At 73.4% G+C, this 16,731-nt stretch carries 12 protein-coding genes; 2 read left to right on the top strand and 10 right to left on the bottom strand.

Annotated features, from left to right (window positions below; all coding sequences use genetic code 11):
- Window positions 1-39: 39 nt before the first annotated feature.
- Complete coding sequence (locus ACFVWY_RS28865) at window positions 40-1,545, top strand: ABC1 kinase family protein (protein WP_389877562.1); 1,506 nt, start codon at window positions 40-42, stop codon at window positions 1,543-1,545.
- A gap of 41 nt (window positions 1,546-1,586) precedes the next feature.
- On the opposite strand, the gene ACFVWY_RS28860 is transcribed toward ACFVWY_RS28865, so the two are convergent.
- The 5 genes from ACFVWY_RS28860 to ACFVWY_RS28840 form a co-directional block, all read right to left on the bottom strand.
- A complete protein-coding gene (locus ACFVWY_RS28860; protein WP_389877561.1) occupies window positions 1,587-1,802 on the bottom strand; it encodes a hypothetical protein in 216 nt (71 codons plus the stop codon).
- Between the two features lie 179 nt (window positions 1,803-1,981).
- Complete coding sequence (locus ACFVWY_RS28855; RefSeq protein ID WP_389877559.1) at window positions 1,982-2,332, bottom strand: hypothetical protein; 351 nt, start codon at window positions 2,330-2,332, stop codon at window positions 1,982-1,984.
- Window positions 2,329-2,697, bottom strand: coding sequence for a WhiB family transcriptional regulator (locus tag ACFVWY_RS28850; protein WP_389877557.1), 369 nt, complete (start codon window positions 2,695-2,697; stop codon window positions 2,329-2,331). The genes ACFVWY_RS28855 and ACFVWY_RS28850 overlap by 4 nt, the downstream gene beginning before the upstream one ends.
- Before the next feature lie 173 nt (window positions 2,698-2,870).
- A complete protein-coding gene (locus tag ACFVWY_RS28845) occupies window positions 2,871-3,206 on the bottom strand; it encodes a hypothetical protein (protein WP_389877556.1) in 336 nt (111 codons plus the stop codon).
- A gap of 165 nt (window positions 3,207-3,371) precedes the next feature.
- A complete protein-coding gene (locus ACFVWY_RS28840; protein WP_389877554.1) occupies window positions 3,372-5,576 on the bottom strand; it encodes an ATP-dependent DNA helicase UvrD2 in 2,205 nt (734 codons plus the stop codon).
- Between the two features lie 306 nt (window positions 5,577-5,882).
- Between ACFVWY_RS28840 and ACFVWY_RS28835 the strand changes: the two genes are divergently transcribed.
- Entirely contained in the window at window positions 5,883-6,137 is a 255-nt protein-coding gene (locus ACFVWY_RS28835) for a mycoredoxin (protein WP_327369739.1), read from the top strand.
- An 84-nt stretch (window positions 6,138-6,221) separates the two neighbouring features.
- Here ACFVWY_RS28835 and nudC read toward each other — a convergent pair whose 3' ends face one another.
- From nudC to ACFVWY_RS28810, 5 genes are all read right to left on the bottom strand, one after another.
- Complete coding sequence (gene nudC, locus ACFVWY_RS28830; protein ID WP_389877552.1) at window positions 6,222-7,169, bottom strand: NAD(+) diphosphatase; 948 nt, start codon at window positions 7,167-7,169, stop codon at window positions 6,222-6,224.
- A 43-nt stretch (window positions 7,170-7,212) separates the two neighbouring features.
- Window positions 7,213-8,607: a dipeptidase gene (locus ACFVWY_RS28825; RefSeq protein ID WP_389877550.1), complete on the bottom strand. Its 1,395-nt coding sequence runs from the start codon at window positions 8,605-8,607 to the stop codon at window positions 7,213-7,215.
- A gap of 166 nt (window positions 8,608-8,773) precedes the next feature.
- The gene (locus tag ACFVWY_RS28820; protein ID WP_389877549.1) at window positions 8,774-12,310 is read right to left on the bottom strand and encodes a UvrD-helicase domain-containing protein; all 3,537 of its coding nucleotides are present in this window, start codon (window positions 12,308-12,310) and stop codon (window positions 8,774-8,776) included.
- A gap of 56 nt (window positions 12,311-12,366) precedes the next feature.
- Window positions 12,367-16,041: a UvrD-helicase domain-containing protein gene (locus ACFVWY_RS28815; protein ID WP_389877548.1), complete on the bottom strand. Its 3,675-nt coding sequence runs from the start codon at window positions 16,039-16,041 to the stop codon at window positions 12,367-12,369.
- A gap of 272 nt (window positions 16,042-16,313) precedes the next feature.
- On the bottom strand, window positions 16,314-16,718 hold the full coding sequence (locus tag ACFVWY_RS28810) for an MGMT family protein (protein ID WP_389877546.1): 405 nt from the start codon (window positions 16,716-16,718) through the stop codon (window positions 16,314-16,316).
- Window positions 16,719-16,731: the final 13 nt, after the last annotated feature.

Here is a 16,731-nt window from a genome sequence, read left to right as displayed (position 1 = left end):
GCCGCGCGCGGTACGGCGGTCTGGGATTTGGAGGGGCTCGTGTCTGATCTACCCCGGAAAGCGGTCACCCGTACCGCCAAGTTGGCCGCTCTGCCCCTGGGCTTCGCGGGCCGGGCGACGTGGGGCCTGGGCAAGCGGATCGGCGGGAGATCAGCGGAGCTGGTCGCCCGGGAGGTGCAGCAGCGCACCGCGGACCAGTTGTTCCGCGTTCTGGGAGAGCTGAAGGGAGGGGCCATGAAACTCGGCCAGGCCCTGTCCGTCTTCGAGTCGGCCCTGCCGGAGGAGGTCGCCGGGCCGTACCGGGCAGCTCTCACCAAGTTGCAGGAAGCCGCGCCGCCGATGCCCAGTGACACCGTGCACGCGGTACTGGCGGAGCGGCTCGGGGAGGACTGGCAGGAGTTGTTCCTCGAATTCGACGACAGGCCGTCGGCCGCCGCCTCGATCGGCCAGGTGCACCGGGCGGTGTGGCACGACGGACGGAACGTCGCGGTGAAGGTGCAGTATCCGGGCGCCGGGGAGGCTCTGCTCTCGGACCTGACCCAGCTCAGCAGGTTCGCCCGTCTGCTCGGCCCGCTGATCCCCGGAATGGACATCAAGCCGCTGATCACGGAGTTGCGCGACCGGGTCTCGGAGGAACTGGACTACGAGCAGGAGGCCCGTTCGCAGCGGGATCACGCCGAGGAGTTCGCGGACGACCCCGATGTGGTGATCCCCGGTGTGGTTCACCGGTCGGACCAGGTGTTGGTGACGGAGTGGATGGAGGGTGTTCCGCTCGCCGACGTCATCACGGACGGCACGCCGGAGCAGCGGGACCGGGCAGGTCAGCTGCTGGCTCGGTTCCTCTTCTCCGGGCCCGCGCGCACGGGTCTGCTGCACGCGGACCCGCACCCGGGCAACTTCCGGCTGCTGCCGCCGGAGGAAAGAGAAGAGGGAGAGGGGACGGAGGCGACCGGTGAGGCCGGGCAGTGGCGGCTCGGGGTGCTGGACTTCGGGACGGTGGACCGGCTTCCGGGCGGGCTGCCCCCCATCATCGGGGACTCCCTGCGGCTGACGCTGGAGGGCGAGGCGGACGCGGTGTACGAGCTGTTGCGTGGGGAGGGCTTCGTCAAGGACACGATCGACCTCGACCCCGACGCGGTCCTGGACTACCTCCTGCCGATCATCGAGCCGGCGCAGGTGGAGGAGTTCAGGTTCTCCCGGAGCTGGATGCGCAATCAGGCCGCGCGGATCGCTGATCCCCGCTCCCCCGCCCACCAGCTGGGCAAGCAGCTGAACCTGCCGCCCGCCTATCTGCTGATACACCGGGTGACGCTGAGCACGATCGGGGTGCTGTGCCAGCTGAACGCGACGGTGCGGCTGCGTGAGGAACTCGATGCCTGGCTGCCGGGCTTCCTGCCGCTGGACGAGGCGGACACGGACGAGCCGGAGACGGAGGTGGCGGACGCGGCGGACGAGGACGAGCCGACCGCAGACGGTGGGGCGGAGCTGGAGAGGAAGGAACCCGGGGCGCGGGAGCTGGCGGGCGACGCACCCTTGGGGGCGTAACCGGCGCGCCGACGGCGGTTGGGGTGCGGCACCGTCGGCCGTCACCACCAGGCGGAGTCGAGGCGGCCCTCGATCGACCTGATGTGGGTGCGGGCGCACGTTTCGCAGAAGTACTGGCGCTTGCCGTTCTCCACGGAGCACAGCCAGGTCGGTGGTGCGGCCTCGCCCTCGGCGGAGGTGCCGCACAGGGCACAGACGACGAGAACGGCGTCGCCCGGGGTGGGCTGCTGAGTGCGGTGCTGCGGCTCCTCGTCCATCTCGTGACGATAACGCCGTCCCCGTCATGTCGCACGGCGTCGTCCGGCCTCGCCGCCCAGCACGACCGTGGGGCCGGTCCGTCCGGACCGGCCCCGCGGAAGGGGTACTGATTTTTCGGGTTCGAGCACTGCCGGGCAGAGAGCGGCTGCCCGGCAGCGGGTACGGCAGGTGGTCCTGCTCAGTGCATGACCGCCATGGCCAGCGCCCGGCGGGCGCGCATCGAGGCGCGCTCGGCCCGGCGCTGCATCCGGCGCGCGTTGACCAGGCGCACTGCCTGTCGCTGCGAGTCGGCCTCCTGCAGGCGCTCATGCATATGAGCACGGGCCAGGGCTTCTGGGATGAGTTGCATTTCGCGGGTCCTGTTCTGACGCGAGTCGTTCGCGCCGATGATCGTGACGTTCGGTGTTGCGGAGCCGACGGGCTCGTGGACGGGGACGGACATTTCTGCCTGATTTCGGGGATCGTGGGTGTGGGGACGGTCAATGGTGCCGATGCGTTTGGGGGCCGTGACCCCCAGTCCGGCGATCACGCCGCGACCGGGTTCTTGCGCGGACGGCCACGCGGCCGCTTCCGGGCGACGACAACACCCTGGATGAAGAGCTCACCACCCCAGACGCCCCACGGCTCGCGACGCTCCTTGGCGCCCGCGAGGCACGCCTCGACGAGCGGACAGGTGCGGCAGAGGGACTTCGCGTACTCGACGTCGGCGGGCGACTCCGCGAAGAAGACCTCCGGGTCGTAGGAGCGGCACGGGACGGGCACGCCGAGGTTCTCGATGGCGTCGTCGAGTGCGGTGAGCGCGGTGAGGGGGATCAAGGTGGAGTCCTCCGTGAGGCCAGGCGGCGGGATCAGGTCGGAAGGCGGTACGGACGGGGCGTGCGCTTCGAGTTGCACGGTGGGTGGTGTCCTCGTCTGGTCGTTCCGGCCTGTTGGCCGGGTGGCGGCTGGTACCGGGTGGTACGTGTCCCGAGGCCCCTTCGTGTTGTCTCGTCCGTTGGGACAAAACAAAAGGGCCGCGGATCCCGAGTGGGGTTCCGCGGCCCTGAAGGCGCCGGCCTGATGGTGGATCAGGCTGGATGACTCCAGGGTTCAGGCCCACGGAAGGCCCACATCGTGTGGTGCTGCTTCATCTGCGTCTTAGCGCCGGCTTCAGCTCCCGCACCGACGGCTGCAAAGGCATAGGCCTGGGCCTGTCCCTTCGCTACTGCTGCTGCCGGTGCCAGAGCCGGTCGCTCATTGCGCTCCTGCACCGGGAGGCTCGCGGGGGACAGCGGACGGACGGCAGGAATGCCGGACAGACCGGTGCCACGGAGCGAGGACTCGGAAGAGCAGGCGAGGCCGAGCGAGCAGGCGGAGACGACCGAAAGATCGGTCATTTTGTTGGTCTTGACGATGCTGATCACTTCAATCGCCTCCTCTCGGCGTCTCGGGCGGACCGGCGAGCCGGTCCTACGTATTCGGATAAGTACAGCACAGATCCAAGGCTTCGGAGAAGCCGTTGTTTCCGTGGTTAAGAACCTATGGTGATGACTGGCGCGCGCGCAAACTATTTTTTCGACGAGTTTTCCTCACTTCTCGCCGGCGCCCTCCCCGAGTGCTTCATCCACTGTCCCACCTGCGCAAATAGCCAGAACAGCGGTTCCGAACCGGCCCAGCTTCCGCGCGCCGACCCCGGCGATCACCGCCAGTTCGCCCGCGCTGTCCGGCACGGTCTCCGCGATCGCCATCAGTGTCTTGTCCGTGAACACGCAGTACGCGGGCTGGCCGATCTCCCGGGCCCTGACCGCACGCCAGTCGCGCAGCCGCTCGTACAGTGCCTCGTCCATGTCGGAGGGGCAGTCCTCGCAGCGCATCAGCTTCATCTCACCGGCGTCGGTGAGGGTCCTGCCGCAGACCCGGCACCGGGCGGGGCCGCGGCGGCCCCGCTTGGCGGTGACCTGCCCCGGGCCCCGCTCGATCCCACCGCCACCGCCCGTGCCGCGCGTGCCGCGTGTGCCGAGGGGCGCGGAACCTGGGCGCAGGCCGCTGAGGAAGCGGCTCGGGCGCCGTCCGGCGCGGCCGCCGGGCGAGCGGGCGAGCGACCAGGACAGCGACAGGTGGACACGGGCCCGGGTGACGCCGACGTAGAGCAGGCGGCGCTCCTCCTCGATCTGCTCGTCGGTCTTGGCGTACGCGATCGGCATCATGCCCTCGGTCAGCCCGACCAGGAACACCGCATCCCACTCCAGGCCCTTCGCCGAGTGGAGCGAGGCGAGGGTGACGCCCTGGACCGTGGGGGCGTGCTGGGCGGCGGCCCGCTCGTCAAGCTCCGCCACCAGGTCGGAGAGGGTCGCGCCCGGCCTGGCCCGTTCGAAGTCCTCGGCGAGGCGGACCAGGGCGGCCAGGGATTCCCAGCGGTCGCGCACCGCGCCGGAGCCCGCGGGGGGCTCCGACGTCCAGCCCTTCGTGGAGAGCACCGCGCGCACTTCCGCGGGCAGCCCCTCCGCGTCGTCGAGCAGGGAGTCGTTGCCTCCGGCGCGGGCGGCGCCGCGCAGGGCGACGCCCGCCTCCCGCACCTCCGCCCGCTCGAAGAAGCGCTCCGCGCCCCTCAGCTGGTAGGGCACGCCCACGTCGGCCAGGGCCTGCTCGTAGACCTCGGACTGGGAGTTGACCCGGTAGAGCACGGCGATCTCACCGGCCGGGACGCCCGAAGCGATCAGGTCGCGGATACGGCGGGCGGTGCCCTCGGCCTCCGAGGGCTCGTCCGCGTACTCCGTGTACGCGGGCTCGGGGCCGGGTTCGCGCTGCGAGACCAGTTCGAGCCGGTGCTCGGCGGCGCGTCCGCGGGCCTGGCCGAGCAGTCCGTTGGCCAGGTGGACGACCTGGGGGGTGGAGCGGTAGTCGCGGACCAGCTTGACCACCGTCGCGTGGGGGTGGCGGGTCCGGAAGTTCAGCAGGTGCTCGGGGGTGGCGCCGGTGAAGGAGTAGATCGTCTGGCTGGCGTCGCCGACGACGCACAGGCTGTCGCGGTCGCCGAGCCACAGGTCGAGCAGTCGCTGCTGGAGCGGGCTGACGTCCTGGTACTCGTCGACGACGAAGTGCTGGTACTGGCGGCGGACGTGGTCGGCGATGTCGTGGCGGTCCTGGAGGATGGCGACCGTGAGAAGCAGCACGTCCTCGAAGTCGATCACCGAGCGGTCGCGCTTCAGCTCCTCGTACGTGGCGTAGATCTGGGCGGTCTCGGCCGGGTCACGGGGGGCGTCACGCTGGGTCTTGACGACGACCGCCGGATAGTCGGCGGGAACGGTCTGGGTGACCTTGGCCCACTCGATCTCGCTGGTGACGTCCCGCAGCTCATTGCGGTCGAGCCGGACGCGGCAACGGGCCGCGGCCTCGGCGACCAGCTGGACCTTGCGCTCCAGCAGCCGGGGCAGCTCGCCCCCGACCGCCTTCGGCCAGAAGTACTGGAGCTGGCGCAGGGCCGCGGAGTGGAACGTGCGCGCCTGGACGCCGCCCGCACCCAGCTGGCGCAGCCGTCCGCGCATCTCGCCGGCGGCCCGGTTGGTGAAGGTGACGGCCAGCACGCTGGCCGGCTGGATGATCCCGGCACGCACCCCGTACGCGATGCGATGGGTGATCGCGCGCGTCTTGCCCGTACCGGCTCCGGCCAGCACACACACCGGGCCGTGCAGGGCCGTGGCGACCTCGCGCTGCTCGGGGTCCAGGCCGTCGAGCACGGCGTCGGCCGACTCGGGAACCTGGGGGAAGAGGGAGGAATGCGTTGCTGCTGTCACCCCGCCATGCTGCCAGGTCGGGAGAGACGGACGCGGAGGTCTGTCCACAGGCGGACCGTATTCGTCGTACTGGTTCCGGACAGGTGCGGGGAAAGGCACGGGGTACCGGTACGGGCCGCGGGAATGGTGGTCGCCCCGTGTACGTTCCCCTTCCGTGCGGTGACGCACGGTCCGCTCTTCTCCGCTCTTCTCCGCGCGACGGATGTGACGGATGTGACGGAGAGAACGGATGACGACAGGACGGACAGCCCCGGGGAGACCTCGGGCGGGTCCGGGAAGACCGCAGAGACAGAGGAGCGCGAAGACATGCCGGGCACTGTGACGATGTACAGCACCACGTGGTGCGGCTACTGCCGTCGGCTGAAGAGCCAGATGGACCGCGAGGGCATCGCGTACAACGAGATCAACATCGAGCAGGACCCGGACTCCGCGGCCTTCGTCGAGAAGGCCAACGGCGGCAACCAGACCGTGCCGACCGTCCTGGTGGTCGGCTCGACCGGCGCCGAGGCCGTCATGACCAACCCGTCGCTGGCGCAGGTGAAGCAGGCGCTCGCCGCCTGATCCGCGCCGCCGTGGCGTACCCACGCCCCTTCCGGTGCCCGTGCTCGGCCGGAGGGGGCGTCGGCGTACCCGCCCGTGGGCGGGTCAGCCGAGGCTGCCGGGCTTCGGGAGCGGCTTGCCGTACCAGAGCTCGATCAGTCGCGCCGCGATGGAGATGCCGTACGGGGGCACGATCTCACCGGACTCGAAGGCGGCGGTCAGGTCCTCGCGGGAGAACCAGCGGGCCTCCTCGATCTCCTCGCCGTCGACGTTGATCTCGGAGTGGGTGGCACGGGCCATGAAGCCGAGCATCAGGCTGGACGGGAAGGGCCAGGGCTGGCTGGCGATGTACTCGACCTCGCCGACCGTGACCCCGGCCTCCTCGAAGACCTCGCGCGCCACGGACTGCTCAATCGACTCGCCTGGCTCGACGAAGCCCGCGAGCGTCGAGAAACGGCCCTCGGGCCAGTGCACCTGGCGGCCGAGCAGGGCGCGGTCCCGCTCGTCCGTCACGAGCATGATCACCGCGGGGTCGGTGCGCGGGTAGTGCTCGGCGCCGCAGGCCGGGCAGCGGCGGATGTGGCCGGCCGCCGCGATGACCGTGCGCTCACCGCAGCGGGAGCAGAAGCGGTGCAGGCGCTGCCAGTTCTCCAGGGCCACCGCGTGCACCATCAGGCTGGCGTCGCGCGGGCCGAGCAGCAGGCCCGCCTCGCGCAGACCGGCCGGGCGGGCCGGCTGGTCCATGCGGCCGGGCAGGGAGTCCTTCTGGAGCGCGAAGTAGCTGACGCCGTCCTCGTCGGTGCCGAGGAAGTAGCGGTGGGTCTCGGTGAGCGGGGCCTCGAAGGCCGGGGTCATGACGATTTCCGTGCCGCCGTCGGCCGTGTCATCGATCAGTACCTGGCCGCCGGAGACGACGAACACGCGGGTGGTCGGGTGGCTCCACGCGGCGGACAGCCAGGCCTCGTCGAGGCGGTGGTGCGCGGCGCGGTCGATGCCGCCGGGCGCGGTCAGGCCGATGGGCCGGACCGCGGCGTCGTTGTCGAAGGTGCTCACAGGTGCTTCCTACTCCCCCGGGATGGAATCGGGTGTTCAGGATTCAGCGGAGTGCGGTGGCCAGCTCGCCCCACAGGTACGCGGCCGTCTCCACGCCCTTGAGGAGGAGGTCGATCTCGACCTTCTCGTTGGGGGCGTGCCAGCCGTCGGACGGTACGGAGATTCCCAGGAAGAGGACGGGGGCGCCGAGCACGTCCTGGAGGTCGGCGGCGGGCCCCGAGCCTCCTTCGCGGGTGAAGAGGATCTTCTGGCCGAAGGCCCGTCCCATGGCGCGGGCCACGGCCTGGAGGGCGGGGTGGTCCAGCGGGGTCAGGCAGGGGCGGGTGGCGGGGGCGAAGGTGATCCGGTGCCCGACACCGGCCGGGATCAGGGCCTCGGCCCAGGCCCGGACCCGCTGCTGGACGTGGTCGGGGTCCTGGCCCGCGACCAGCCGGAAGCTGATCTTCACCAGGGCGGAGGACGGGATGATCGTCTTGCTGCCGTCGCCCTGGTAGCCGCCGCCGATGCCGTTGACCTCGGCGGTGGGGCGGGCCCAGACGCGTTCCAGCGTGGAGTAACCGGTCTCGCCGGACGCGGCGCGGGACTTGGCGGTGTGCAGCCAGGCCGCTTCGTCGAAGGGCAGCTCGGCGAAGAGCGCGCGCTCGGTGTCGGTGAGTTCGGCCACTCCGTCGTAGAAGCCGGGGATCGTGACCCGGCCGTCCGTGTCGTGCAGTGCGGCGACGAGCCGGGCGACGGCGGTCGCCGGGTTGGGGACCGCGCCGCCGAACGAGCCGGAGTGGATGTCCTGCCCGGGGCCGTACAGCTCGATCTCGCACTCGGCGAGGCCGCGCATGCCGGTGCAGACCGTGGGGGTCGTCTCGTTCCACATGCCCGTGTCGGAGACGATCACGGCGTCGGCGGCGAGGCGGGCGGCCTGTTCCTCGACCAGGGCGCGGAAGTGCGGCGAGCCGGACTCCTCCTCGCCCTCGATCAGGAGCTTGAGGCTGACGGCGGGGGTGGTGCGGCCGGTGGCCGCGAGATGGGCCCGGACACCGAGGGTGTGGAAGAACACCTGCCCCTTGTCGTCGGCCGCGCCCCGCCCGTACATCCGGCCGTCGCGGATCACCGGCTCGAACGGCTCGGTGTCCCAGCCGTCCTCGCGGGCGGCGGGCTGTACGTCGTGGTGGCCGTAGACCAGGACGGACGGGGCGTCCGGTTCCTCGGAGGGCCACTCGGCGAAGACCGCGGGGGCGCCGGGCGTCTCCCAGATCTCCACGACCGGGAAGCCGGTCTCCCTGAGCTTGGCGGACAGCCACTCGGCACTGCGTCGTACGTCCCCGTCGTGGACCGGCTGGGCGGATACGGACGGGATGCGCAGCCAGGCGGCGAGGTCGTCGAGGAAGGCTGTGCGGTGCTGCTCGGTGTACGTACGGACGGCGCTGTCCGGGGTGTCGCTCATGGCCTTGAGCCTAGTGCCTCCCCCGGTGGGGTCCGTGCCGTGCGCGGGGCCGGGGCCCGGCACGCGCGGGGCCGCACGGCTGCCGTCCTGCCGCGTCCCCGGTGGCCGGAGAGCGGTGACGGCCGGGGCGGCCGGGCCGGGCCGACGCTCGTCGGCCGGTCCCGGTTCAGGTGCGCGGGGGCGGCTCGTCGAGCAGGATGCGTTCCAGCTCGGCCCGGCCCGGGAGGCGGTCGGGGCGGGCGATCTCCCCGGTGCGTACGTAGAGGAACGTGGCGGTGACGTCGGTGAGCGGCAGTCCGTGCAGCTCGGCCCAGGCCAGCCGGTAGACGGCGAGCTGGAGGGGGTCGGCGGTACGGGCGCGGGTGGTCTTCCAGTCGACGATCTCGTACGTGTCCCCGGTGCGGTAGACGGCGTCGATGCGGCCCCGGACCACCCGGCCGGCCAGGGCGATCTGGAACGGCGTCTCGACGCGGTACGGGGTGCGGCGGGCGTACGGGGTGCGCTCGAAGGCCTCCTTGAGCGCGGCGAGGTCGCGTTCGTCGGCGATCTCGGCGTCGGTCCCGTCCCCGCCGGGCAGCTCGTCGGGGCCGAGCATGGGCAGCGGCAGCTCCTCGAAGCGGGACTCCACCCAGGCGTGGAAACGGGTGCCCCGGCGGGCGGCCGGCTGGGGCGGCCTCGGCATGGGGCGGGCCAGCTCCTGGGCGAAGCCGTCGGGGTCGTCGGCCAGGCGCAGCAGCTGGGTGGCGGAGAGCGAGGCCGGTACGAGCACGTCACGCACGGTGGCGCGGGCGCGGCGCAGCTCCCCGGCGAGGGCGTCGAGGTCGCGGTCCCAGGAGTCGAGGGTGCGGACCTCCTCGGGGGTGAGCCGGTGCTCCCCGGCGGAACCGGGCACGGAACCGGGCGTGGAATCGAGTGCGGGCTCGGGCTCGGGTGTTCGGGCCGCGGGGACGTGCGGGGTGCGGGCGGCGGGCGGGGGCCGCTTCGGCAGGGCGTCCCAGTCGTCGGCGTACCGCTCGTCGTCCGGGTAAGGAGCCTCGTCGTCCGGGTAAGGAGCCTCGTCGTCGGGGAAGGGGGCCTCGGCGTCCGGGACCGGGGGCGGGGCGTGACCCTCGCCGTACGGCCGGTCCTCGGCCGGGGACGGGACCGGGGCGCGGCCCTCGCCGTACGGCTCCGGCCCACCCGCCGCCCCGGACAGGGCCTCCAGATGGTCCATCACCGCGTCCGCGGCGGCTCTGCGGCGGGTCAGCGCGGCGGCGTCCAGGGGCAGCGGCCACGCCAGGTCGGCGGTCTCCGTGCCGAGCGCGGGGTTCTCCGCTTCGTCGGCCGGTTCGTCGGCCCATACCTCGATCTCGCCGTGTCCGGCCGCGCAGTGCTCGTACAGCGCGTGCAGGAAGGCGGACGGGCCGCGCGGTTTCTTCTGGGACGGACCCCACCAGTGGCCCGAGCCGAGGAGCAGGCTGCGGGGCCGGGTGAAGGTGACGTATCCCAGGCGGAGCTCCTCGGTGTGCTGGTGCTCCTTCATCGCCTCCTTGAACGCCTTGAGGCCCTTGGCGTCCCAGGCGCGGACGTCGGGGAGGGTCGCCCGGTCGCCGCGCAGGGCGTGCGGGAGGACCTGGGCCTGGGCGGTCCAGGCGTCGCGGGACTGGCCGCTGGGGAACTGGCCGCCGACCAGGCCGGGCACGGCAACGACGTCCCATTCCAGGCCCTTGGACTTGTGGGCGGTGAGCACCTTGACGGTGTTCTCGCCGCCGGGCAGGGCGTTGTCCAGGCCCTTCTCGTACTGGACGGCGGTGCGCAGGAAGCCGAGGAAGGCGAGGAGGGTGGCGTCGCCCTCGACGGCGGAGAAGCGCGCCGCGACGTCGAGGAAATTGGCGAGGGTCTCCCGGCGGCGGGCGGCCAGCGCCTGCGGGGACGCGGACAGCTCGACCTCCAGGCCGGTGGCGGCGAGCACCCGGTGCAGCACGTCCATCAGCGGATCGGCCAGCGAGCGGCGCAGCTCGCGCAGCTCGGCGGCGAGCCGGGCGAACCGGACCCGCGCCTCGGCGGAGAACGGAAGGCCGTCGTCCGCCTCGCCGCCCGCTTCGAGGAAGGTGTCCAGCGCGTCGGCGAGCGAGATCACCTCGGCCGGGTCGACGCCCTCGACGGCCTCGGCGAGGCGGCGGTCGGGGTCGAAGTCCTCGTCGTCGGCGTGGGACGCGCGGTGCACGAGGAGCCGGGCGCGGCGCCCGAGCAGTGCCAGGTCGCGGGGGCCGATCCGCCAGCGGGGACCGGTGAGCAGGCGGACCAGAGCGGCGTTGGCGCCGGGGTCCTGGAGGACCTCGCAGACCGCGACGAGGTCGGCGACCTCGGGCAGGTGCAGCAGCCCGGACAGCCCGACGACCTCGACCGGGATGTCGCGGGCCACCAGGGCGGCCTGGATCTGGGGGAAGTCTCCCGCGGTGCGGCACAGGACGGCGATCTCGCCGGGCGCCTTGCCGGTCCGTACGAGGTGGGCGATCGAGTCGGCGAGCCAGTCGATCTCCTCGGCGTGGGTGGGCAGCAGGGCGCAGCGGACGGTGCCGTCGCGTTCGGCGCCGGGGGCGGGGCGCAGCGCCTCGACGCCCTCGTGCATGGCGCGCAGCGGTGCGGCGAGGCCGTTGGCGAGGTGCAGGAGGCGGCCGCCGCTGCGGCGGTTCTCGCTGAGGGAGTGGCGGGTGGCGGGTGTGCCGTCGGCGTGCGGGAAGTGGTGCGGGAAGTCGTCGAGGTTGGCGACGGAGGCACCGCGCCAGCCGTAGATCGCCTGGCAGGGGTCGCCGACGGCGGTGACGGCGTGCCCGGTCCGGCCCGCGGGGCCGCTGCCGAAGAGGGCGGAGAGCAGCAGGCGCTGGGCGACGGAGGTGTCCTGGTACTCGTCGAGCAGCACGACACGGAATTCGTCGCGCAGGATCGTGCCGACCTCGGGGCGGGTGAGTGCCAGCTCGGCGGAGAGCGCGATCTGGTCGCCGAAGTCGAGGAGGTCGCGGCTCTTCTTGGCGTCGCGGTAGCGCCGGGTCAGCTGGAGCAGCTCGCGGCGGGCCTCGGCGGTCTCGGGGATCCTGCGCAGCTCGGCGTTGCTGAGCCGGGCCGACGCGAGCGTGTCCAGGAGCCCGGTGTCGTACGCGGCGAGCTGTTCGGGGCGTACGAGGTGTTCGGCGAGCTCGGCGTCGAGGGCCAGCAGGTCGCTGACGAGTGTGGGGAACGACCTGGTCAGGGCGGGATACGGGCCGGGGGCCTCGCGCAGCACGCGGGCGGCGAGCTGGTAGCGGGTGGCGTCGGCCAGGAGGCGGGTGGTGGGTTCGAGCCCGATGCGCAGCCCGTGCTCGGTGAGGAGCCGTCCGGCGAAGGCGTGGTACGTGGAGATGCTGGGCTCGCCGGGGGGGTTGTCCGGGTCGATGGCGTCCGGGTCGGTGACCCCGGCGGCGACCAGGGCCTTGCGGACGCGCTCGGCGAGCTCGGCGGCCGCCTTGTTGGTGAACGTGAGCCCGAGCACCTGCTCGGGAGCGACCTGGCCGGTGCCCACCAGCCACACCACACGGGCCGCCATGACCGTGGTCTTCCCCGAACCGGCTCCGGCCACGATCACCTGCGGGGCGGGCGGCGCGGTGATGCAGGCCGTCTGCTCCGGGGTGAACGGGATCCCCAGAAGCTCCTTGAGCTGCTCGGGATCGGTGATACGCGGGGACACCTCAGAAAGGCTAACCGGACGCACCGACAACCGGGGCGCTCCGTCCCGCCCCGCGCTCACTCCAGGATGTGGCGGCCCTCCGGCTGTGCGCTGCACGACGCCCGGAAGGCGCAGTGCGTGCAGTGCTGGCCGGTCGTGGGGGTGAACCGCTCGTCCAGGACCCGGCCCGCGGCGGTGGCCAGCAGTTCGGGTACCCACTCCCCGGCGAGGGATTCCTGCGCCTGCACCTTGGGCAGGGTCTCGCCGCCCTCCTTCTTCGGGGCGGGCTGGCGCAGCTGTACGAGTTCGGCGCCGCCCGGCTCGGGACGGCGGCCGTCGAAGACCTCGTCGACCGCGCCCTCCCGGACGGCCAGCTGGTAGACGGCGAGCTGGGGGTGGCGGGCGACCTCGTCCCGGGTCGGGGACTGTTTGCCGGTCTTGAAGTCGACGACGTAGGCCCGGCCCTCGGCGTCCCGTTCGACGCGGTCCATGGAGCCCCGGATGCGCACCTCGTACTCCCCCGCCTCCAGCGTCACGTCGAAGTCGTGCTCGCTGGCGACGGGGGTGCGCCCGGCGCGGTCCATGACGTGCCAGCGCAGGAAGCGTTCGAGGGCGGCCCGCGCCTGCTCCTTCTCCTGCCCGGACTTCCAGGGGGCGTCGAAGACGAGCCCGTCCCAGACCGAGTCCAGCCGCTCCATCAGGACGGCGAGGTCGGCCGGGGTGCGCCCGGAGGCCACCTCGTCGGCCAGTACGTGGACGACGTTGCCGAAGCCCTGGGCGGCCGTCGCCGGGGCGTCCGCCTTGACCTCGCGGCCGAGGAACCACTGGAGCGCGCAGGTGTGGGCGAGCTGGTCGAGCGCGCTGCCGGAAAGGGCCACGGGCCGGTCCCGGTCGCGGAGCGGGACGGCGGAGCGGGTCGGTTCGTACAGCCCCCACCAGCGGTAGGGGTGGGCGGCCGGGACGAGCGGCTGGCCGTCGTCGTCGGTGAGCGCGGCGAGCCGGGCGAGGCGGCGGGCGGCCTCCTCGCGCAGGGCGTCGGAGGCGGCGGGGTCGACGGTGGTGGCGCGGAGTTCGGCGACGAGCGCGGCGACGGCGAGCGGGCGCCGGGGGCGGCCGGTGACGTCGCGGGGTTCGGTACCCAGCTCGGTGAGGAAGCGGGACGGCTGGTCGCCGTCGTCGGCCGGGGCCTTCACCGCGGTGACGACGAGCCGTTCGCGGGCGCGGGTCGCCGCGACGTAGAAGAGCCGTCGCTCCTCGGCGAGGAGGGCGCCGGGGGTGAGGGGTTCGGCGAGGCCGTCGCGGCCGATCCGGTCCGCCTCCAGCAGCGAGCCGCGGCGGCGCAGGTCCGGCCAGAGCCCTTCCTGGACACCCGCGACGACCACCAGGGACCACTCCAGGCCCTTGGAACGGTGGGCGGTCATCAGCCGTACGGCATCGGGGCGCACCAGGCGCCGGGAGAGGGTGTCGGCGGCGATGTCCTGGGCGTCGACCTCCTCCAGGAAGTTGAGCGCGCCGCGTCCGCCGGTGCGCTCCTCGGCGCGGGCCGCGGTGTCGAAGAGGGCGCAGACGGCGTCGAGGTCGCGGTCGGCGTTGCGGCCGCCCGCGCCGCCGCGCAGGGCGGCGCGCTCCAGCCTGCCCGGCCATGGGGTACCGGACCACAGGGCCCACAGGGCCTCCTCCGCGGTGCCGCCGCCTTCGAGCAGCTCACGCGCCTTGCGCAGGAGCGCGCCGAGGCGCTGGGCGCCGCGGGCGTACGCCGGATCGTGCGTGACGAGCCGTTCGGGCTCGGCGAGCGCGCGGGCCAGCAGGTCGCCGGAGGGCGCCGGTACGCGGATTCCGGCGGCGCGCTCCTCGTCGCGCAGGGCCCGGCCCAGGCGGCGCAGGTCGGCCGCGTCCATGGAGCCGAGCGGGGAGCCGAGCAGGGTCAGCGCGGTCTCGGTGTCCAGCCAGGAGGACGTGGCCGCGGACTCCGTCTCCGTGCCGCTCCCGCCGTTCGCACCCCGGTCGTGCTCCGGCGGCCCGGCGCCGTCCGTCGGCTCCGCTCCTGCCGCGGCTTCCGGCTTTCCTTCCGCCGGGTCCGGGTCCGGGGCCTCGGTGGCCTCAGGCTGTCCGGCGTTCGCCGGGTTCGCCGGGTTCGCCGGGGCCGCTACGTTCTCCGCGCTCTCCAGGTTCGCCGCGTTCGCAGGGGTCGCCACGCTCTCCGGGGCCGGGGCCAGGGCCTCGGTGTCCTCAGGCTGTCCGGCCTTCTCCGCGGCCTGCGCGGCCTCTGTGTCCGGGGCCCCGGCGTCCTCACACCGTTCCGTGGCCTCCGGCTCCGGCGCACTCCGGCGCACGGCTGCCGTGGCGACGGCCCGCAGGGCGGTGAGCAGCGGGGCCACCGCCGGTTCGTGGCGCAGCGGGAGGTCGTCGCCGTCGACCTCCAGGGGAACGCCCGCCGCGGTCAGGGCCCGGCGCAGCGAGGGGATCGTGCGGCCCCCGGCCCGTACCAGCACGGCCATCTCGTTCCATGCGACGCCGTCCTCCAGATGGGCCCGGCGCAGCAGGTCGGCGATGTTGTCCAGCTCGGTGGAGGCGGTCGGATACGTGTACGCCTCCACGCCGCCGCCCTCGCGGACCGCGGTCAGCTCGCGGTGGGCGCGGACCTTCTCCGCGGGCAGCCGGGTCAGCGGCATCCGGCGGGTGAGCAGCCGGGTGGCGGCCAGCAGCTGCCCGGCGGAGCGCCGCGACGTGGTGAGCACACCGACCGGGGCCGGGGCGCCGTCCGCCCGCCGGAAGGTCTCCGGGAAGTCCAGGATGCCGTTCACGTCGGCGCCCCGGAACGCGTAGATCGACTGGTCCGGGTCACCGAAGGCGATCAGGTCCCGGCCGCCCCCGGCACCCGGGGCGCTCCCCCGGTTCCCGGCCAGCGCGTGCAGCAGCCGCACCTGCGCCGGGTCGGTGTCCTGGTACTCGTCCACGAAGACCGCGTCGTACTGCCCGGCGAGCAGCGCCGACACCTCGGGGCGTTCCGCGAGCAGCACCGCCCGGTGCACCAGCTCCGCGTAGTCCAGCACCCCCTGCGCGTCCAGCACGTCCAGGTACTCGGCGAGGAACCCGGCGGCGGCGCCCCAGTCCGGCCGGCCGGTGCGGCGGGCGAAGGCGGCCAGCGCGTCCGGCCCGAGGCCCAGCTCGCGGCTGCGGGCCAGCACCGCGCGCACCTCGTCGGCGAAGCCCCGCGTCGTCAGGCAGGCCCGCAGCTCGTCGGGCCAGCGGATGTGCGCGAAGCCGTCCCGCTCCAGCTCGATCTGGCCCGCGAGCAGCTCGCGGACGGTGACGTCCTGCTCCGGCCCGGAGAGCAGCCGCATCGGTTCGGCGAAGAGGTCGGCGTCCTGGTGGGCGCGGACCAGGGCGTAACAGAAGGAGTGGAACGTGGTCGCCTGCGGGCCCCGGGCGGCGCCGAGGCGGGCGGCCATCCGGTCGCGCAGTTCGACGGCGGCCTTGCGGCTGAAGGTGAGCACCAGGACGCGGGCCGGCTCGGCGCCCCGGGCGATGCGTGCGGCGACCGCCTCGACGAGCGTGGTCGTCTTGCCCGTGCCCGGTCCGGCGAGTACCAGCAGCGGACCGCCCGGGTGATCAACCACCGCGCGCTGTGCCGCGTCCAGAACAGGAGGGTCCACGGAGCCCGGCGGGGTGCGCACCAGCCGGTACGCGCCCGCGGCCCGCTGCCGTGCGGGACGGTGCGGACTGTGCCGGGTGGTGGAGGAGGAGCTCACGTGGATCGCCGGTCCTGGTGGGTGTACTGATGTCGAGGATGCGGAGGGTGCCCGGGGTGAAGGGGACGCCCGGGGTGAAAGGGACGCCCGGGGTGCCGGGCGCGCGGTGCGCGCCGCGAACCTACGAAGCTACGCCAGTGGCGGCGCGATCCGGGCCGCCCGCGCTGCGTCCCTCGTCACGTTCCTCGTCACATCGCCCCACACGTTCCGGCATACCGGGTACGTTGTGCGGCCCCGGCGCCGCCCTCCGCGCCGCCGGATGGCCGAAGCTGTCAGGTGTGAGCACCTTGGTCCTTGTCCCGGTCCGCGCCACCGCCCGCGGTGCCGCCGTCCCACCGCGCCCTTCTCATGTCGAGGCGCGGCAGATGGCCCTCCGCGCCGCGGGGGGCCTCGCGCAGCGGGGTGCCCTCCGCCCGGTAGTGGTCCAGCGCCCGCAGCTCGTGGCCGGGCAGCAGCCCGCCGTCCGCGCGCACCACGCGCCACCAGGGCACCGCGGCCCCGTACAGCGACATGACCCGGCCGACCTGGCGCGGGCCGCCCTCACCGAGCCATTCGGCGACGTCCCCGTAGGTCATGACGCGGCCGGGCGGGACCAGCTCGACAGCGTCGAGCACCCGCTCCGCGTACTCCGGCAGTTCGTGGACCGGCCCCTCGCCGTCCGCTGGCTCCTGGCTCATCCGTCCCATCCTG

Origin of the sequence: Streptomyces sp. NPDC058195 (assembly GCF_042883525.1) — a bacterium.
In the GTDB taxonomy this organism is placed as follows: domain Bacteria; phylum Actinomycetota; class Actinomycetes; order Streptomycetales; family Streptomycetaceae; genus Streptomyces.
Note: the sequence above shows the minus strand (reverse complement) of the source record. Positions and strands in the feature narration are given on the sequence as shown.